16 protein-coding genes are annotated in these 18,158 nt (G+C 74.1%); 5 read left to right on the top strand and 11 right to left on the bottom strand.

The features are described from left to right. Nucleotides 1-149 precede the first annotated feature (149 nt). The 4 genes from ACIA5F_RS18170 to ACIA5F_RS18155 form a co-directional block, all read right to left on the bottom strand. On the bottom strand, nt 150-635 hold the full coding sequence (locus ACIA5F_RS18170) for a DUF6099 family protein (protein ID WP_399354032.1): 486 nt from the start codon (nt 633-635) through the stop codon (nt 150-152). Between the two features lie 123 nt (nt 636-758). After that, on the bottom strand, nt 759-1,100 hold the full coding sequence (locus tag ACIA5F_RS18165) for a nucleotide pyrophosphohydrolase (protein WP_399354221.1): 342 nt from the start codon (nt 1,098-1,100) through the stop codon (nt 759-761). Between the two features lie 173 nt (nt 1,101-1,273). After that, the gene (locus ACIA5F_RS18160) at nt 1,274-2,515 is read right to left on the bottom strand and encodes an ATP-binding protein (protein WP_399354030.1); all 1,242 of its coding nucleotides are present in this window, start codon (nt 2,513-2,515) and stop codon (nt 1,274-1,276) included. Between the two features lie 405 nt (nt 2,516-2,920). Beyond that, entirely contained in the window at nt 2,921-3,316 is a 396-nt protein-coding gene (locus tag ACIA5F_RS18155; RefSeq protein WP_399354028.1) for a cell division protein SepF, read from the bottom strand. Between the two features lie 98 nt (nt 3,317-3,414). Here ACIA5F_RS18155 and ACIA5F_RS18150 point away from each other — a divergent pair, with 98 nt between their 5' ends. Together ACIA5F_RS18150 and ACIA5F_RS18145 are read left to right on the top strand one after the other, a co-directional pair. After that, complete coding sequence (locus ACIA5F_RS18150) at nt 3,415-3,984, top strand: TetR/AcrR family transcriptional regulator (protein ID WP_399354026.1); 570 nt, start codon at nt 3,415-3,417, stop codon at nt 3,982-3,984. 42 nt (nt 3,985-4,026) lie between these two features. After that, on the top strand, nt 4,027-4,803 hold the full coding sequence (locus ACIA5F_RS18145; protein WP_399354024.1) for a DUF2470 domain-containing protein: 777 nt from the start codon (nt 4,027-4,029) through the stop codon (nt 4,801-4,803). Between the two features lie 35 nt (nt 4,804-4,838). Here ACIA5F_RS18145 and ACIA5F_RS18140 read toward each other — a convergent pair whose 3' ends face one another. The 6 genes from ACIA5F_RS18140 to ACIA5F_RS18115 form a co-directional block, all read right to left on the bottom strand. Continuing rightward, nucleotides 4,839-6,170 (bottom strand): LLM class flavin-dependent oxidoreductase, encoded by a 1,332-nt coding sequence (locus ACIA5F_RS18140; protein WP_399354022.1) that lies wholly within the window; start codon nt 6,168-6,170, stop codon nt 4,839-4,841. Between the two features lie 103 nt (nt 6,171-6,273). Continuing rightward, nucleotides 6,274-7,038, bottom strand: coding sequence for an ABC transporter permease (locus tag ACIA5F_RS18135; protein WP_399354020.1), 765 nt, complete (start codon nt 7,036-7,038; stop codon nt 6,274-6,276). A gap of 303 nt (nt 7,039-7,341) precedes the next feature. Beyond that, nucleotides 7,342-8,181, bottom strand: coding sequence for an ABC transporter ATP-binding protein (locus ACIA5F_RS18130; protein WP_399354018.1), 840 nt, complete (start codon nt 8,179-8,181; stop codon nt 7,342-7,344). A gap of 5 nt (nt 8,182-8,186) precedes the next feature. Beyond that, on the bottom strand, nt 8,187-9,269 hold the full coding sequence (locus ACIA5F_RS18125) for an ABC transporter substrate-binding protein (protein ID WP_399354016.1): 1,083 nt from the start codon (nt 9,267-9,269) through the stop codon (nt 8,187-8,189). A 52-nt stretch (nt 9,270-9,321) separates the two neighbouring features. Continuing rightward, on the bottom strand, nt 9,322-9,942 hold the full coding sequence (ssuE, locus tag ACIA5F_RS18120) for an NADPH-dependent FMN reductase (protein ID WP_399354014.1): 621 nt from the start codon (nt 9,940-9,942) through the stop codon (nt 9,322-9,324). Between the two features lie 96 nt (nt 9,943-10,038). Continuing rightward, nucleotides 10,039-11,166, bottom strand: coding sequence for a TauD/TfdA dioxygenase family protein (locus ACIA5F_RS18115; RefSeq protein ID WP_399354012.1), 1,128 nt, complete (start codon nt 11,164-11,166; stop codon nt 10,039-10,041). Between the two features lie 798 nt (nt 11,167-11,964). Here ACIA5F_RS18115 and ACIA5F_RS18110 point away from each other — a divergent pair. From ACIA5F_RS18110 to meaB, 3 genes are read left to right on the top strand one after another with little or no spacing between them, the layout of a single operon-like run. Then, nucleotides 11,965-13,836, top strand: coding sequence for a methylmalonyl-CoA mutase family protein (locus tag ACIA5F_RS18110; RefSeq protein WP_399354010.1), 1,872 nt, complete (start codon nt 11,965-11,967; stop codon nt 13,834-13,836). Next, a complete protein-coding gene (gene scpA / locus ACIA5F_RS18105) occupies nt 13,833-16,058 on the top strand; it encodes a methylmalonyl-CoA mutase (RefSeq protein ID WP_399354008.1) in 2,226 nt (741 codons plus the stop codon). The genes ACIA5F_RS18110 and scpA overlap by 4 nt, the downstream gene beginning before the upstream one ends. Nucleotides 16,059-16,070: 12 nt before the next feature. Beyond that, complete coding sequence (gene meaB, locus ACIA5F_RS18100) at nt 16,071-17,057, top strand: methylmalonyl Co-A mutase-associated GTPase MeaB (protein ID WP_399354006.1); 987 nt, start codon at nt 16,071-16,073, stop codon at nt 17,055-17,057. A gap of 82 nt (nt 17,058-17,139) precedes the next feature. Here meaB and ACIA5F_RS18095 read toward each other — a convergent pair whose 3' ends face one another. Continuing rightward, nucleotides 17,140-18,141 carry an asparaginase gene (locus ACIA5F_RS18095; protein ID WP_399354004.1) on the bottom strand — a complete coding sequence of 334 codons (1,002 nt, stop codon included), beginning with the start codon at nt 18,139-18,141 and terminating at the stop codon, nt 17,140-17,142. Nucleotides 18,142-18,158: the final 17 nt, after the last annotated feature.

The raw sequence follows: 18,158 nt of genomic DNA, 5'->3' as shown, positions 1-18,158 counted from the left end.
TCCGTGCCGACCGGACGGACCGCCCCGGGCCGGGGCGGTGACCCGCCCGGGACGAGATCGTCGGCGGACGGAACCGAACCGTCCAGGGCGCACCGCCCGGACCGGACCGGCGGGCCCGGGGGCCGGGACCGGGTGGACCCGGGGGCCGGTCAGGACACGCCGGAGGCGGAGTCCCGTTCGCGGACCGTCAGGCGGCGCAGGATCGCCCGGACGCGGTCACTCGACTCGTCCGCCGCGTCGATCGACTCTATGCACTGCCAGTAGAGACTCTCGTCGTCCGTGCCGCAGGCCACTCCGACCAGAGCTATTCCGACTTCACCCAGCAACGCCTGGAGTCCGAGCAGCGCTTGCCGGACATCGGCCATCTCGGTCAGCTGCGCCGCACGTGGCGGGCGGTCCGGCACACCGCCCTCGCCACTCGCCGCCGCCTGGTCGAACACGCCGCAGCCTCTGCCTCCGGCTTCGCCCAGCCCTCGTGCCTCCGCTCTCAGCTCCCGCGGCCCGGTGACCGCCAGCCAGCTCCCTATGCCCTGCGCGAGCGCCTGGGCCTGCCAGGCCTCGCCCACGATGTCCATGGCCGCCCCGCTCTGTGCCAGAGCGTGCCGCCCGGCCGCGATGAGCCGTACCGCATCCATATGCCGTCCCCCGTCCGCACGACATTCCGTCAATCTTTCCACTACCCAGAGTGAGGGCAACAGGCGAGTAAAGCCAGGGGTATTCGGAAATTGTGGACAGAAACATGGTTGTGGACAGTGTCGTCACTCCGAAGAGTGACGATGAGATGCCGAAGGGCCCCTCACCGGAAAGCGTTGTGCGTTCCGGTCCATCTTCGCGGCGAGCGCATCCAGCACATCCACCCCGAGGACCTCACAGAACTGCAGCAGATACGCGAGCACGTCCGCGACCTCGTCGGACACGCGGTGCGCGGTCTCCGGATCGGCCATGACCTCCGCCGACTCCTCCGGTGTCAGCCACTGGAAGATCTCGACCAGTTCGGACGCTTCGACGCTCAGCGCCGCCGCCAGGTTCTTGGGCGTGTGGTAGGGCCCCCAGCCTCGGGCCGCGGCGAAGTCCGCGAGCCGCCGCTGGAGCAGGTACAGGCGTTCGTCCGGCTGCCCCCGGGTGCCGGGCGGCGACGGCGGGCCGGTCGCGGCGCCCACGCGGACCACGCCCTCCCCACCCCCCACGGCCTCCGGGCCGGTCGCGGCGCCCACGCCGGCCGCAGCACCCGTACCCCTCATGTCGCTCGTGTCGCTCGTGTCATTCGTGTCGCTCATGGCGTCAGGTCTACCACCGTGACGTCCGGGAGCCCCCGGGCGGCGGCTGCGGACTCCTCCCCCACGGCCGCGACCAGGCGGATGTGGCCACGGCCGCAGCAGAGCAGGGCCAGGCGCAGCAGTTCGGCGCTCTGGCGGCGGTCCAGGCCACGGTCGAAGCCGTCGGCCAGCACCGTGAGCGTCTGTTGCGCGGAGAGCAGTTCGGCGGCCGGGTCCATCGCCAGCACGCCCGGCCCGGTCAGCAGGACCAGCGCCAGTGCGAGGAAGCGGAGTTCGCCCGCGCCGAGCCGGCCGAGTTCCGTGGCGGGCCGGGCGGAGCCGCGGTCCAGCAGGGCGGTGACGGGGCCGTCCTCGGGTGCCCGTACCGTCAGCCCCGCCACCGGGCCGGCGCAGCCGGTGCGGGCCGCCTCGGTCAGCAGCATGTGGCGGGTGCCGCACTCGTGGCGGGTCCGGCGCAGCACGTCGGCCAGGTTGGCGCAGTCGCCCAGCAGCCGTCCCTCCCCCGGCGGGACGGGCGCGCGCATCCGCTCCGGGCGGGGGTCGCAGGGGAACACCGAGCGCAGGGCCACCACCACCTGCTCGGCCGCTGCCAGGACCTGTCGCTGCCCGGGCGTGGACCCGGCCACGCGGAGCGGGAGCAGGGCCGTGCCGAGCCGGTCGTCGGGGAGCGGGGCCCGGGTGACCCCGGTGGAGCCGCCGGTGAACCAGCCCGCCTGCACGGAGCGGCGGCCGGGGTCCCGCAGGGCGGTGCTGAGCAGGATCTGCCCGTTCTGCGAGAGGCGTTCGCCGACGATCCGCAGCGTGGGCTCGGCCTGCACGGCGAGGTCGAGCCGGACCGGGCCGACGGGGCCGTCGACCGTGCAGCCGACGCGGAATCCGCGCCGCCGCTCGGTGTCGGGGAGCGATCCGTCGGGAATCCGGGCGCCCGCGTCCGGGAAGGCCTCCTCCAGGGTGGCCCCGGAGCCCAGCCCGGCCAGGGCCTCGTACGCCTCCAGCACCTGGGACTTGCCGCTGCCGCTCGGCCCGGCGAAGAGGGTGACGGGGCCGAGTGCGAAGGCCGCCGCGCGGTGCGGGCCGAAGGCGGAGAGCCGTAACTCGGTGACGGCGGGCCGGTGCAGCACGGCCGGGGTGGAGGGGACAGATGGGGCGACCGGGGCAGCCGGGGCGAACCCCGCAGGCCCCACTGATCCCGTAGGCGACGCGGGCCCCGCAGGTCCTGCCGACCCCACCGGTCCCACGGAAGGTTCCGGGGTGGTGGTGGTCCGGGTGGGGCCGGCGCTCTGGGGCGGCACCCGTTCCGGGCGCCCGGCCAGGGCGGCCGGGGCGGCCGTGATGGCCGGGCCGGGGGTGATGGCCGGGCCGGGGGTGACAGGGGTGGCGGGTCCGGTGGGGACCCGGGACAGGGCGGGGCCGTCGGCCCGTACGTGTGCCCGTAAGGGGATCGAGGGGGGAGGAACCGAAGGAACGGAAGGAACGGAAGGAACACAGGGAGTGGAGGGGGCGGTGGTGGCAGCGGCGGCCTCGGTGAGAGGGCGGCCCGCCGCCCTGTCCGGAGCCGCGCCCGAAGTGGCGTCCATGGGCGGACGGTACGGGCCGCCGGACCCCCCGTGGGCCCGGCGAACCGTTCCGCCGTCGTGACCTTCCTACGATCGGGGGACGACCGCCGCCGCGATTCCCTCGACCTCGGTCCCGACCGGTGCCAGCAGGAAGACGTTCCGGTCGACCCGGTGCATCCCGCTGCCCAGCCCGAAGACCACGCCACTGCTGAAGTCCAGGATGCGCTTGGCCACTTCGCCGTCGGCCCCGGTGAGGTCGAGCAGTACCGGGATCTGCGCGATCAGGTACTCGGCCACCTCCCGCGCGTCCGCGAAGACCTGCACCCGGATCACCACGAAGCGCCGCTGCTCCGCGGCGGTCGCTCCGGACGCCGCGGGGATCGTGCGGTGGTCCACCCGGGAGGGCCACTCGTTGCGACTGCGCAGGGGTACCACCTGCGCGAGCCCCTCCCACTGTTCGTCGGTGACGTCGTACCTGCTCACCGGGCCGCCTCGGCCGTACGCTTCATGTGCATCCCCCCATCCTCTCGCGTTTCACCCGTTCAGCCCAACACCGACACGAAGGACGTAGGGTCGCCGCCATGCCCCAGCGCGCCGACGCCGTCCGCAACCACGAGCAGATCCTCGCCGCCGCCGAGCAGTTGTTCGGGGAGTGCGAGCCGCACACGGTCACCATGGACCGGATCGCCAGGGCCGCCGGGGTGGGCCGGGCCACGCTCTACCGGCGTTTCCCCGACCCCGCGGCGGTCGCCGCCGCCCTCCTCGACGAGCACCACCAGGCCCTGGCCGGGCAACTGGCGTACGGGCCGCCGCCGCTCGGGCCGGGCGCGGCCCCGGCGGAGCGGCTGGCCGCCTTCTACACCGCCGCGACCGCGCTGCTGGAGCGGCACCTCCCGCTCGCGCTCGGGGCCGGACCGGGACCGGCCTGGCTGCGGGGGGAGACGTACGGGCACTGGCGCGCGCACGTCCGGGCGCTGCTGGCCGAGGCCGGGGCCGAGGACCCGGACACCGGCGCGGACATCCTGCTGGGCCCGCTCTCCCCCGAGCTGTACCGGCACCAGCGCCACACCCTGGGGTTCCCGCCCGAACGGATCGCGGCGGCCCTCGGAAGGCTGGCGCGCCGGGTACTCCCCGAAGGAGGGATAGGTTAGGTTAGGCATACCTAACCCACTCGGGACGATGGAGAGATCCGCATGCGCATGTCCGGTGCCCCTGCCACCCCGGCCGCCCACCCCGCGCCCGCATCCCGGCCCACCGACGCCGAACGGGTCCGCTCGATCCTGGCCGCCGCCCACTCCATGACCGTCGTCGCGGACGGACTGCGCACCGAGGTGCGCCACCTCGACGGCACCGACCCGATGGGCCGCCTGCACCTGCACCCCGCCGCACCCGCCGCCGGGAACCCCGCCGCCGCGCTCCACGACGACCGGCCCGCGATCCGGCTGGAGTTCACCGACATCGCCCCCACCCCCGTACGCGACCGGGTGCGCGCCCGGGTCACCGTCCTGGGCCGCCTGCTCACGCCTTACACCGACGGCGGCACGGAATCCGGTGGCGCGGAGTCCGGTGGCGCCCCCGACAGCACCTGCATGGAATTCGCCCAGGCCGTCCTGGAGACCGAGGACGGTTTCTCGTACATCGGTCTCGACGAGCTGGACGCGGCCTGCCCCGACCCGCTCGCCCCCTACGAGGCCGGCATGCTCACGCACCTCCTCGACGACCACCACGACCTGGTCACGCTGCTGCTGCGGCTGGTGCGGCCACTGCCCGCCGACGCGATCGTCCGCGCGCTCCCGGTCGCCATGGACCGGTACGGGATCACCCTGCGGCTGGAACAGCGGCGCAGCCACCACGACGTACGGCTGCCCTTCCCCTCGCCGCTGGACGACGTCGAGCAGTCGGGGGCGCAGATCCAGGCCCTGTTCAGCGCGGCCCGGCGGCGCTCGCACCGCAACACCCTGCCCGCCTGAGGCCCCGGGCCCGAGCGGGCCGGGGCGGGTCCGGATCATCCGGCCGCCCGCGCGTAGCGGTTGGCCGGGCGGGGCAGACCGTAGTGCCCGCGCAGGGTGCGGGCCGTGTACTCGGTACGGAAGAGACCGCGCCGCTGGAGGATCGGCACCACGTGGTCGACGAAGTCGGTCAGACCCGTGGGCAGGACCGGCGCCATGATGTTGAAGCCGTCGGCGGCGCCCCGCGTGAACCACTCCTCCAGCTGGTCGGCGATCTGCTCGGGCGTCCCCGCCTGCACCCGGTGGCCCCGGCCCGCGCCGAGGCGGGCGATCAGCGCGCGCAGGGTCAGGCCGTCACGCCGGGCGAGTTCGGCGACGAGGGTGAAGCGGCTCTTGTTGCCGTTGATGTCCCGCTCCTCGGGAAGCTCGGGCAGCGGTCCGTCGAGCGGGTGCCCGGTGAGGTCGACGCCGAGCATGCCGGAGAGCTGGGCGAGCCCGTACGCGGGCACCTGGAGGTCGGTGAGCTCCTGTTCCAGGGCCTTCGCCTCGGCCTCGGTGGAACCGATGACGGGGGCGATGCCGGGCAGGACGAGCAGATCGCCCTCGGCCCGCCCGTGCGCGGCCAGGCGGGACCTGACGTCCTTGGAGAACGCCTGGCCGTCGGCGAGGGTCTGCTGGGCGGTGAAGACGGCCTCGGCGTACCGGGCGGCGAACTCCTTGCCGTCCTCGGACGATCCGGCCTGCACCAGGAGCGGCCGGCCCTGCGGGGAGCGCGGCACGTTGAGCGGGCCCGCGACGCCGAAGTAGGTGCCCCGGTGGGCGGCCGGATGCAGCTTGCCGGTGTCGGCGTAGACGCCGCGCTCCTTGTCGAGGACGATCGCGTCGTCCTCCCAGCTGTCCCAGAGCTTGGTGGCGACGTCGAGGAACTCGCGGGCCCGGTCGTAGCGCAGGCGGTGCTCCAGGTGCTCGTCCTGGTTGAAGTTGCGGGCCTCGGCGAGGGTGCCGGAGGTGACGATGTTCCAGCCCGCCCGGCCGCCGCTGATGTGGTCGAGCGAGGCGAACTTCCGGGCGGTGTGGAAGGGCTCGTTGAAGGTGGTGGAGACGGTCGCGATCAGCCCGATGTGCTCGGTGACGGCGGCGAGCGCCGAGAGGAGGGTGAGCGGCTCGAAGCCGCCGAGGGCGTTGTGGCGGGCGTTGCCCCAGAGGGCGAGGCCGTCGGCGAGGAAGACGGAGTCGAACCGTCCGCGCTCGGCGGTACGGGCCAGCTCCTGGAAGTAGCGCAGGTCGGTGACGCGTTCGGGGCTGCTGTCCGGATGGCGCCAGGCGGCGTCGTGGTGTCCCGCGTTCATGAGGAAGGCGTTGAGGTGGAGGGTCCGTTCCGCGGTCATGTGCGGTTCCTTGAAGTCATGTGCGGGTCCTCGGGGGCGTGTACGGGTCGCTCGGGCGCGGGTGGGCCGCTCGGGCGCGCGTGAGGGCGGGGAGCGGTGAGGTTCAGGCGGGGACGCGCCAGAGGCTGAGGCGTCGTTCGACGGAGACCAGCACCTGGTTGAAGGCCACGCCGATCGCGGAGATCGTGACGATGCCCGCGTACATCTGCGGGATCGCGAAGTTGTACTGCGAGGCGTTGATCAGGTAGCCGAGGCCCGCCTTGGCGCCGATCATCTCGGCGGCCACCAGGACGAGGATCGAGACCGCGCCCGCCAGCCGGATGCCCGTGAAGACGGCCGGTACCGAGGCCGGCAGGATCACCTTCTGGAAGAGCTTCGGGGTGGACAGGTCCATCGAACGGGCCAGCCGGACCAGGGTCGGGTCCGCGTCGCCCACCGCGCTGATGGTGTTCAGCAGGATCGGCCAGACACAGGCGTAGACGACGATCGAGACCTTGGAGGTCTCGCCGATGCCCAGCAGCAGCACGAAGACCGGCAGCAGGGCGAGGGCCGCGGTGTTGCGGAACACCTCCAGCAGCGGGCCGAGCAGCGCGGCGACGGGGCGGTACCAGCCGATGAGCAGACCCAGCGGGACGGCCACGACGACGGCGATCCCGAAGCCGCCGAAGGAGCGGGCGAGACTGGCCCGGACGTGTGCGGCGAGCTGGCCGTTGCCGAGCAGCTCCCACCAGGCGGCGGCGACCTCGCTGACCGGCGGGAGGAAGGTGGCGTCGACCAGGCCGAGCCGGGGAGCCGTCTCCCAGACGGCGAGGAGGGCGAGGAGCGCCGCCGAGCGCAGCGCGGCGGCGCGCAGCCACCGGGCGATCACCCGCGCCGGGGACCGGCCCCCGGCCCGCCGGACCACCGGCCGGGAACCGGCGCCCGCAGGCCCGGTGACGGCGGGGCCGGCGGCGGTGGAGTCAGCGGCGGCGGGCCCGGTGACGGGGGCCCGGGTCGCGGGGGGCGCCGGGCGCCGGGCGCGCGGGGCCTCGTACCGGCTCCCCGGCGGCTTCCGGGGCGACGGTGGGCGGGGTGCCGGTCCCGGCTGTGGTTGTGGCTGTGGCTGTGGCTGTAGTTCCGGTTGGGGCCGTGGGTGAGGTTCCGGTCGGGGTTCCGGTCGGGGTTCTGGTGCTCATGCGGCGGCCTCTTCCTTCTCCAGTCGCTGGGCGCGGGCCACCTCGTCGTGGAGCAGGGTCCAGACCTCGTGGCGGTGGCGGGCGAACTCCGGGCTGGAGCGCAGGTCCTCGCCCGTGGCCCCGGCGCCCCGGTCCCCGAAGGAGACCGGGACGACCTCCTTGACCCGGCCCGGCCGGGAGGTGAGGACGGCCACCCGTTGGCCCAGGTAGACCGCCTCCTCGATGCCGTGCGTGATGAACACGACCGTCTTGCCGGTCCGCTGCCAGATGCGGCGCAGTTCGTCCTGGAGGGATTCGCGGGTCTGCGCGTCGAGCGCCGCGAACGGCTCGTCCATCAGCAGCACGTCCGGGTCGTAGGCCAGCGCGCGGGCGATCGCGACCCGCTGGCGCATCCCGCCGGAGAGCTCGTGCGGGTGACGGTCCTCGAAGCCGGTCAGGCCGACGAGGCCCAGGAACTCGCGTGCCTTCGCGGCGCGGTGGCGGCGCGGCACGCCGGTCGCCTCCAGGCCGAACGCGACATTGCCGAGCGCGGTCCGCCAGGGCAGCAGCGCGTACTGCTGGAAGACGGTCCCCCGGTCCAGGCCCGGTCCGGTGACCGGGGCGCCGTCGAGCAGGACGCGGCCCCCGGTCGGGCGGGTCAGGCCGCCGAGGAGGTCGAGCAGGGTGGACTTGCCGCAGCCGCTGGGGCCCACGACGACCATGAACTCCCCCGGCCCGATCTCCAGGTCCACCGAGTCCAGGGCGGTGAACTCCCCCTCCCCGCCCCGGCCGTTCTTCCGCCCCCGCCCCCGGACCGGGAACGTCTTCGTCACGGACTCGAACACGATCTTCGCCATGCCGGTCAGCCCTTCCCGTAGCCGTTGAACTCGTTGGTGTAGAGGTCGGCCGCCTTGAGCCGGTCCCGCTTGATCTCGCCGCGCCCGCCGAGCCAGTCGAGCCAGAGCTGGAACTCCTTGTCGGAGATCCGGCCGCCGGTCTCGGCGACCCCGTAGGAGCGCCAGTACCGCAGGGCGGAGGTGTCCTCGTTGCGTCCGCGCCTGCCGACGATGTCCGTCATCCGGGCGACGACCTCCTCGCGCGGGGTGGCGCGGGACCACTCGATGGCCTCGGCCACGCCGGTGACGAAGCTCCGTACGGTGTCGGGGTTCCGCTCGATGAACCGCTCGGTCATGACGTAGGTCCCGGCGCTGAACGCGCCCAGCAGCTCGTAGTCGGTGAAGAGCGGCCGGATGCCGCCGGTGGCGAGGGCCTTGTCCCGCAGGACCCCGGTGAGCACGCCGACCTCGATCTGGCGCTGCCGCAGACTCTGTTCGGTGTTGACGGGCGGCACGACGAGCGCTTCGACCTTGGCCGCGTCGGCCCGGGTCAGGCCGTTGCGGCTCAAGTAGATGTCGAGCAGGGCCTGGTAGTGGGCGCCCAGCGTGTTCATGCCGACCTTCTTGCCGATGAGGTCGCGGGCCGACCGGAGCGGGCTGTCCTCCAGGACGTAGTAGCCGCCGTACGCGTACGGGTCGGAGCCGTAGTACGAGACCACGGCCTTGACCGGGGCCCTGCCGGCGGCGAGTTTGACGACCGCGCCGTTGAAGGCGCCGCCGAAGTGGGTCTGGCCGGTGGCGGCGGACTGGATGTCCTGCGGGCCGCTGATGGTGTTGCCGACCCAGTCCAGCTTCAGGTTCCCGAGGAACCCGAGGTCGGCGGCGAGTTCGGGGAGGGAGACGGCGCCCACCGAACCCTGGTACTTGAGCGTCGTGACCTGTCCGGAACCCGAGCCGGAGCCGGAGCCCGAGCTGGAGCCGGAGCCCGAGCTGGAGCCTGGGCCGCCGGTGGCGGTGGCCGTACCGCAGCTCACCGTGGCCGCCGAGATGCCGAGCAGGGCGAGGAATTGGCGCCGGGAGGGGGTGGTCGGGGCGAAGGCTGCGGGCATGACGGGTCCTTGTCGGTACGGGGCACGGCGGAACGGGGTCGCGCTCGCGGCGTTACGGGCGGACGGCGAGCGGGGCGGCGGCCGTGGACGGGGGCGTGGCCGGAGCGGCGGCCGGGGCCGGGGGCGTGGCCGGAGCGCGCCCGGACGGGATGCTCAGGGCGGCGGCGAACTCGTCGACGGCCTGGAAGAGGTCGAGCTCCGCCTCGGGCCGCAGCCGGTCGGGGCCGTTCCCGCGCTCGACGGAGGAGTCCAGGATGAACCGGCCCGCGGTGACATGGCGGGCGCCGAGCACGGTGAGGACGGGGCGCAGGGCGTAGTCGATGGCCAGGACATGGGCGAGGCTGCCGCCGGTCGCGATCGGCAGGATCGTTTTTCCTGCCAGGCCGTCCTGCGGGAGCAGATCGAGGAACGCCTTGAGCAGGCCGGTGTACGAGGCCTTGTAGACGGGGGTCGCGACGACCAGCCCCTCGGCTCCGGCGACGGCTTCCAGGGCCCGGCGGATCTCGGGCTCGCCCCGCCGGGCGGAGAGCAGGTCGGCGGCGGGGAGTTCCCGTACGGCGAGGTGGGAGGTCGTGAACCCGGCGTGGGAGAGGCGGCGCAGCACGTGGTCGGCGACGACGCCGGTACGGGAGTGGACGGAGGGGCTGCCGGTGAGGGCGAGCAGAGTAGGCACGGTGGCTCCTTGGATGTCGGGCGTCGGACCTCGGACCTCGGGCGTCGGATGTCGGATGTCGGATGTCGGACGGGGCGCGGAGATCCCGGTACCGGGTCAGGCTCCGGCTCCGGCTTCCGCGGCGGGAGATCCTTCGCCGGAGGTCCCTTCGCCGGAGGTCCCTTCGGCCGAGGCTCCGTCGGTGGACGCCCCCGAGGCGATGCCGAAGGCGGGCTCCGGGACGGCCTCCGGGCTGATCAGGCGGGAGGGCACGCCGTCGGGGCCGACCGGGACGTCGCCGTCGACCGTCACCCGGCGCAGAGTGCGCTCGTGGTCGTCGGAGTCGTCGACGCCGTAGTGCTGGGTGGCGCGGTTGTCCCAGATCGCGACGTCACCGGCCCGCCACTGCCAGCGGACGGTGTTCTCGGGGCTCTCGATGTGGTCCTGGAAGAGCCCGAGCAGGACGCGCGAGTCCCGTCCGGTGAGGCCACTGATCCGCTGGACGAAGTTGCCGAGGAGCAGCGCGCGTTCGCCGGTCTCGGGGTGGACGCGGACCACCGGGTGCTCGGTGAGGAACTCCGTCGAGGTGAACACCTCCCGGTACTGGACCAGGGCCTCGGGAAGGGCGTCGGGCCGGAGGGCGGCGTAGTCGTAGGCGTTGGAGTGGACGGCGCGCAGGCCGTCGGCGAGGGCGCGGAGCGGCTCGGGCAGGGTGCTGTAGGCGGTCGCGGTGTTGGCCCAGAGGGTGTTGCCGCCGTACGGGGGGACGGTGACGGCCCGCAGGACGGAGAAGGCCGGGTAGGCGGGGACGAAGGTGACGTCCGTGTGCCACTGGTTGGCGCGGGCGCCGTGGTGGGAGTCGACGCCGAGGGCGTAACGGCCGTCGGCGGAGGGGACGGTGGGGTGGGCGACCAGGGCACCGAGAAGCTGGGCGAACGCCTCGTGACCGGCCTCGTCGAGATGGTCCTGGCCCCGGAAGAAGACGACCTTGTGGGCGAGGAGCGCGGCCCGTACCGCGGCGACGGTTCCGGCGTCGAGCCCGCCGCCGAGCCGCACACCACCGATCTCGGCGCCGATCCGGCCGCCGATCCTGGTGACCCGGACGGCCGCACCGGCGACGGCCCCCTCGGCCCCTTCTGCCCCCTCCGGCTTCCCGGACGGGCCTGATATCCCGGATGTCCCGGCGCGGGTGGCGGGTGCGGTGGCGGCGGTGGTCGTGGCGGTGGTGGCGGTGGTGGTGGTCATGGGAACTCCCTGGTCGAAGGCGCGGAGCGGTTCTTTCCGCAGCGGAAGGAAGAAGGAAGAAGAGGGCACGGAAGGGAAAGGGAGGGGGGTACGGGAACACGCGCGGGGCGGGGTGTGGACGCGACGCGCCGCCCTGCGGTGCCGTGTGACGCGGCGCCCGTACCGGGCCGTGGCCGTACCGGCCTTACCCGTACGGGTGCACGTGCGGCCCGACCCGGGCGGCGGAAGCGGAACTCCGGCCCGGGCGGCGGAAGGCGGGTACCACCGCGCCCCGGGGCGGTGTGCCGTACGAGGGGGGCGGGTTCCCCGGCCGGGGTGCGGGTGGGGTGCGGCGGCCGTCGCTCAGGCGTGGCGCGGGGCCGGACAGCGGCCCGGACACGCGTCCGGCGCGGTACGGGGGCCGGAGGTGCGGAGCCGCGGGGCGGGGTGTGCGGTCGCGGACATGTCCCGGAGCCTGACAGCGCCCCCGCACCCGGTCAACCCCCTTCCGGAGCCCGGGAACAGGGCGCGGGCGGAGCCCCCGGCCGGGCCTGCGCACCCCCGGTGAACTGGTCTTTCACCTGCCCGTGGCGACCGTGGCGGGGCGGCCCCGGTGGCCGGTACCCGTGGCCGGATTTCACGGCCCCGCAACGCGACCGCCATGCGTGTGCGGAGGAACCCGCCCCGGTGAACCTCCCCGGGGCGACGGCGACCGCGCGACGCGGTCCGCTCTTCCGTGACCCCTCCCGTCTCACATGAGAGGGCGATCACATCCGGCGGTCCTGGTTGTTCCCTGGGCACCCCCCTAGCATTCGAGCCATGACGGTCCTGCCTGACGACGGGCTCTCCCTGGCCGCCGAGTTTCCTGACGCGACGCATGAGCAGTGGCAGCGCCTGGTCGAGGGCGTGCTGCGCAAGTCGGGCAGGGAAGTCTCCGGCGAGGCCGCGGAGGACGCGTTGTCCACCCCGCTTCAGGACGGGCTCATCACCCGCCCGCTGTACACCGCTCCCGAGACCGCGCCCGACACCGGGTTCCCCGGTTTCGCCCCCTTCGTCCGCGGCGGCAGGGCCGCGGGCAGCGCCGCGGGAGGGTGGGACGTACGCCAGCGGCAGTCCGGCACCGACCCCGTACGGGTGAACGAGGCCGTCCTCGCCGACCTGGAGAACGGGGCCACCTCGCTCTGGCTCACCCTGGGCCGCGGCGGGCTCCCCGTCGCGGGACTCCCCCGCGCCCTGGACGGCGTCTACCTCGACCTCGCGCCCGTCACCCTGGAGGCCGGGGCCTCCTGCGCCGAAGCCGGACGGGCGCTGCTGGACCTGTACGCCGAGCGCGGGGTGGCCCCGACGGAGGCCCGCGCCTGCCTGGGCGCCGACCCCCTGGGCCACGAGGCCCGTACGGGTGAGGCCCTTGACCTCGACGGGGCCGCCGGGCTCGCCCGGGAGTGCGCCGACGGCCTGCCCGGGGTGCGGGCCCTGGTCGTGGACGCGCTGCCGTACCACGAGGCCGGCGGTTCGGCCGGGGAGGAGCTGGGCCTGTCGCTGGCCACCGGGGTCGCCTACCTGCGCGCCATGACCGGGGCGGGGCTGGACACCGCAGCCGCCCTGGGCCAGCTGGAGTTCCGCTACGCCGCCACCGCCGACCAGTTCCTCACCATCGCCAAGCTGCGCGCCGCCCGCCGCCTGTGGGCCAGGGTCGCCGAGGCGTGCGGGGCGCCGGACGCGGGCGCCCAGCGGCAGCACGTGGTGACCTCGCCGGTGATGATGACCCGGCGCGACCCGTGGGTGAACATGCTGCGGACCACCGTGGCCTGCATGGCGGCCGGTGTGGGCGGGGCGGACGCGGTCACCGTGCTCCCCTTCGACCAGGAGGCGGGGCTGCCGGACGCCTTCGCCCGCCGCATCGCCCGCAACACCTCCACCGTCCTGATGGAGGAGTCGCACCTGGCCCGGGTGATCGACCCGGCCGGCGGCTCGTACTACGTGGAGCGGCTCACCGGGGAACTGGCGCAGGCCGCCTGGGAGTTCTTCCAGCTCCTGGAGCGGTCCGGCGGCCAGGCGGCGGCCCTGCGCTCGGGGCTGGTCGCGGAGCGGCTCGCCGCGACCTGGGCCGCGCGGTCGAAGAAGCTGGCCACCCGGAGCGAACCGGTCACCGGGGTCAGCGAGTTCCCGATGCTGTCGGAGAAACCCGTCGTCCGCGAGCCCGCGCCCGAGGGCCCCACCGGCGGGCTGCCCCGGGTCCGGCGCGACGAGGCGTTCGAGGCGCTGCGCACCCGTAGCGACGCCCACCTGGCGGCGACCGGCGCCCGGCCGAGGATCTTCCTCGCCGCGCTGGGCCCGGCGGCGGCGCACACCGCGCGCGCCACCTTCGCCTCGAACCTGTTCCAGGCCGGCGGCGTCGAGCCGGTGCACGACCCGCTCCGGGTGGACCCGGGGACGGCCGCCGGGGCCTACGCGGCGAGCGGGGCGGACGGCGTGGCCGTGCTCTGCTCCAGCGACGCGCTCTACGAGGAGCAGGCCGCGGCGGTGGCCGCGGCCCTGCGCGCGGCGGGCGCGACGACGGTCTTCCTGGCGGGACGGCCCGCCGCCGCCGGGACCGCCGTGGACGCGGCCGTGGACGCGTACGTCTTCGCGGGCTGCGACGCGGTCGCCGTCCTGTCCCGCGTACTCGACCGGATGGGAGTGGCGTCGTGAACGAGGTCCCCGACTTCAGCGCGGTCCCCGACTTCAGTACGATCCCCGACTTCCGCGGGCTCCCGCTCGGCCCCGGCGGGTCCGCCGGTGTCTGCGAGGACCGCTGGCGGGCGGCGGTGAAGGAGTCCACCGGAAGCTCCACCGGCGACCTGCTGTGGGAGACGCCCGAGGGCATCGGCGTGAAGCCGCTGTACACCGGGCGGGACCTGGAGGGCCTGGACTTCCTGGCGACCTACCCGGGCGTGGCCCCGTACCTGCGCGGCCCGTACCCGACGATGTACGTCAACCAGCCCTGGACGATCCGGCAGTACGCGGGGTTCTCCACGGCCGAGGAGTCCAACGCCTTCTACCGGCGCAACCTCGCGGCGGGCCAGAAGGGCCTGTCGGTCGCCTTCGACCTGCCGACGCACCGCGGCTACGACAGCGACCACCCGCGCGTCACCGGGGACGTGGGCATGGCGGGCGTGGCCATCGACTCGATCTACGACATGCGGCAGCTGTTCGACGGAATCCCGCTGGACAGGATGTCGGTGTCGATGACGATGAACGGCGCGGTGCTGCCGGTCCTCGCGCTGTACATCGTGGCGGCCGAGGAACAGGGCGTCGCCCCCGACAAGCTCGCCGGGACCATCCAGAACGACATCCTCAAGGAGTTCATGGTCCGCAACACCTACATCTACCCGCCGAAGCCCTCGATGCGGATCATCTCGGACATCTTCTCCTTCACCTCGCGGAAGATGCCGCGGTACAACTCGATCTCCATCTCCGGCTACCACATCCAGGAGGCCGGGGCCACGGCCGACCTGGAGCTGGCGTACACCCTCGCGGACGGGGTGGAGTACCTGCGGGCCGGGCGGGGTGCCGGGCTGGACGTGGACGCGTTCGCGCCGCGCCTGTCGTTCTTCTGGGCGATCGGCATGAACTTCTTCATGGAGGTCGCGAAGTTGCGCGCGGCCCGGCTGCTGTGGGCGAAACTGGTCAAGCGGTTCGACCCGAAGAGTCCCAAGTCGCTCTCGCTGCGCACGCATTCGCAGACCTCGGGCTGGTCGCTGACCGCGCAGGACGTGTTCAACAACGTGACGCGCACCTGCATCGAGGCGATGGCGGCGACCCAGGGGCACACCCAGTCCCTGCACACCAACGCCCTGGACGAGGCGCTCGCGCTGCCCACGGACTTCTCCGCGCGGATCGCCCGCAACACGCAGCTGCTGCTCCAGCAGGAGTCGGGGACCTGCCGCTCGATCGACCCGTGGGGCGGCAGCGCGTACGTGGAGCGCCTCACCTACGACCTGGCCCGCCGGGCCTGGCAGCACATCGAGGAGGTCGAGGCGGCGGGCGGCATGGCGCAGGCCATCGACGCGGGCATCCCCAAGCTGCGCGTGGAGGAGGCGGCGGCGCGGACGCAGGCGCGGATCGACTCGGGACGCCAGCCGGTGATCGGCGTGAACAAGTACCGGGTGGCGACCGACGAGCGGATCGACGTGCTCAAGGTCGACAACTCCTCGGTGCGCACCCAGCAGATCGCCAAGCTGCGGCGGCTGCGCGAGGAGCGCGACGAGGCCCTCACCCAGGACACCCTGCGGGCGCTGACGCACGCGGCCTCGCGCGGCGACGGAAACCTCCTGGCGCTCGCGGTGGACGCGGCGCGGGCCAAGGCCACGGTCGGGGAGATCTCGGACGCGCTGGAGAAGGTGTACGGGCGGCACGCGAGCCAGATCCGTACGATCTCGGGTGTGTACCGCAGCGAAGCAGGCGAGTCCCCGTCCGTGGAGCGCACCCGTGCGCTGGTGGACCGGTTCGAGGAGGCGGAGGGACGGCGTCCGCGCATCCTGGTCGCCAAGATGGGCCAGGACGGGCACGACCGCGGCCAGAAGGTGATCGCGACGGCCTTCGCCGACCTGGGCTTCGACGTGGACGTCGGCCCGCTCTTCCAGACCCCGCAGGAGGTGGCCCGGCAGGCCGTCGAGGCGGACGTGCACGTGGTGGGCGTCTCGTCGCTGGCGGCGGGCCATCTGACGCTGGTGCCGGCGCTGCGCGAGCAGCTCGCCGCGGAGGGCCGCGAGGACATCATGATCGTGGTGGGCGGGGTGATCCCGCCGGCCGATGTGCCGACCCTGCTGGAGATGGGCGCGACGGCGGTCTTCCCGCCGGGCACGGTCATCCCGGACGCCGCCCACGACCTGGTGACGCGGCTGGCCGCGGAACTGGGCCACGAGCTGTAGGCGGCCGGACCGATGCCCCCGAAGATCGACATCGACGTGTACGTGAAGGGTGTGCGAGGCGGAAGGCGCGCGTACGTCGCGCGCGCCATCACCCTCGTCGAGTCCACCCGCGCGGACCACCGGGTCTTGGCCCAGCGGCTGCTGACGGAGCTGCTGCCGTACGCGGGCGACGCGCGGCGGATCGGCGTCAGCGGGGTGCCGGGCGTCGGCAAGTCCACGTTCATCGACGCGTTCGGGACGATGCTGACCGGGCTGGGCCACCGGGTGGCGGTACTGGCGGTGGACCCCTCGTCGACCCGTACGGGCGGTTCCATCCTGGGCGACAAGACGCGGATGGAGCGGCTGTCGGTGGACCCGGCGGCGTTCGTGCGGCCGTCCCCCTCGGCGGGCACGCTGGGCGGGGTCGCGCGGGCCACCCGGGAGTCGATGATCGTCATGGAGGCGGCGGGTTACGACGTGGTCCTGGTCGAGACGGTCGGCGTCGGCCAGTCGGAGACCACCGTCGCCGGGATGGTCGACTCCTTCCTGCTGCTCTCGCTGGCCCGTACGGGCGATCAGCTCCAGGGCATCAAGAAGGGCGTCCTGGAGCTGGCCGACGTACTGGCGGTGAACAAGGCGGACGGGCCGCACGAGCGCGAGGCGAAGGCCGCGGCCCGTGAACTCTCCGGCGCGCTGCGGCTGATGCACCCGGCCGACGCCGCGTGGACGCCACCGGTCCTGACGTGCAGCGCGCGCGAGTCGGTGGGGCTGGACGAGGTGTGGAACCGGCTGGAGCAGCACCGCCTGCTGCTGGACGCGGGCGGGCGGCTGGCGGCCAAACGGGCGGCCCAGCAGGTGGAGTGGACGTGGTCGATGGTCCGTGACGAGCTGCTGGAGCGGCTGCGGTCCGACCCGGCGGTACGGGAGCTCGCGCCGGGGCTGGAGGCGGCGGTCCGGGCGGGCACGGCCACCGCCACCTCGGCGGCGGAGCAGATCCTCTCGGCGTTCCGCCGGAACTGACCGCCCCGGGCGAGGTGGGCGGGGCGGGCGGGGCCGGGTGCCCCGGTCCCGCGTGCCCGGCCCGGTGGCCCGCACGGCTGCGCTACGCGTCGACCAGGAGCGAGCCGGTCCCGCCCAGCACCTGGTGCAGGACACGGGTCCGCCCGGCGGGGTCCGGCGCGGCCAGCAGGGCGGCCAGGACCGCGATCCGGGCCTGCCCCGCGCGCAGGGTGCCGGTCGGGACGGCCCCGGCGGCGACCAGGTCCACCGCTCCGCCGTGCGTGTAGATCTCGGTGACCGGCCCGGCCGCGACCCGGGTGGTCAGGGCGACCAGGACCCCGCGGGCGACGGCGGCCCGGACGGCGTCCACGATCTCCGGGGTGGCGTTGCCCGCGCCCGTGCCGACGAGGACGATGCCGCGCGCCCCCGCCGCGACGGCGGCGTCCAGCAGGACCGGGTCCCCGTCGGCGTGGTGCATCACCATGTCCACGCGCGGCAGGTGCTCCGGCACGGCGGGCAGCGGGAGCGGCGCGGGCCGCACCGGCGCGCGCAGCAGGGTGACCTTGCCGAAGCCGGTCTTCCCCAGCGGTTCCCCCGAGGGGTCGGCGAACGCGTCCAGGGCCACGGCCTGGGTCTTCACGGTGCCCCGGGCGGCGTGCACCCGGCCGGCGAAGGTGACCAGCACGCCGAGCCCGCGCGTGGTGGCGGCGGTGAGCAGCGCGTCGTACAGGTTCCCCGGGCCGTCCCCGTCCGCCGTGCCCATCGGGAGCTGCGAGCCGGTGAACACCACGGGGCGCGGGTCGTGGTGGTGGAGGTCGACGAGGAAGGCCGACTCCTCCAGGGTGTCGGTGCCATGGGTGACGACGACGCCGTCCACCCCGGGGTCGGCGAGCACCTCGTGCACGGTGCGCAACAGGGTGAGCTGGTGGGCGGTGGTGAGCCGGGGACTGTTGACGCTGAAGAGGTCCACCACCTCGACGGTGATGTCCTCGGGCAGCGGCGCGGTGGCCATGACCTCGCGGCCGTCGGCGTCCGCGGCGAAACCGGAGCCCTGCCACCGGCTGGCTATCGTCCCGCCGGTGCTGATGACGACGATCCGTCGCATGGCCGTGGCCGCCTTCC

Source organism: Streptomyces sp. NPDC051567 (assembly GCF_044454165.1).
Classification (GTDB): domain Bacteria; phylum Actinomycetota; class Actinomycetes; order Streptomycetales; family Streptomycetaceae; genus Streptomyces.
This window is presented reverse-complemented; position numbering and strand designations above follow the sequence as displayed.

Coding starts and splice junctions, on each gene's coding strand:
- ACIA5F_RS18170 (WP_399354032.1), bottom strand. CDS start 635: ATGGATGCGGTACGGCTCATCGCGGCCGGGCGGCACGCTCTGGCACAG.
- ACIA5F_RS18150 (WP_399354026.1), top strand. CDS start 3,415: ATGCCCCAGCGCGCCGACGCCGTCCGCAACCACGAGCAGATCCTCGCC.
- ACIA5F_RS18145 (WP_399354024.1), top strand. CDS start 4,027: ATGCGCATGTCCGGTGCCCCTGCCACCCCGGCCGCCCACCCCGCGCCC.
- ACIA5F_RS18140 (WP_399354022.1), bottom strand. CDS start 6,170: ATGACCGCGGAACGGACCCTCCACCTCAACGCCTTCCTCATGAACGCG.
- ACIA5F_RS18130 (WP_399354018.1), bottom strand. CDS start 8,181: ATGGCGAAGATCGTGTTCGAGTCCGTGACGAAGACGTTCCCGGTCCGG.
- ACIA5F_RS18125 (WP_399354016.1), bottom strand. CDS start 9,269: ATGCCCGCAGCCTTCGCCCCGACCACCCCCTCCCGGCGCCAATTCCTC.
- ACIA5F_RS18115 (WP_399354012.1), bottom strand. CDS start 11,166: ATGACCACCACCACCGCCACCACCGCCACGACCACCGCCGCCACCGCA.
- ACIA5F_RS18110 (WP_399354010.1), top strand. CDS start 11,965: ATGACGGTCCTGCCTGACGACGGGCTCTCCCTGGCCGCCGAGTTTCCT.
- meaB (WP_399354006.1), top strand. CDS start 16,071: ATGCCCCCGAAGATCGACATCGACGTGTACGTGAAGGGTGTGCGAGGC.
- ACIA5F_RS18095 (WP_399354004.1), bottom strand. CDS start 18,141: ATGCGACGGATCGTCGTCATCAGCACCGGCGGGACGATAGCCAGCCGG.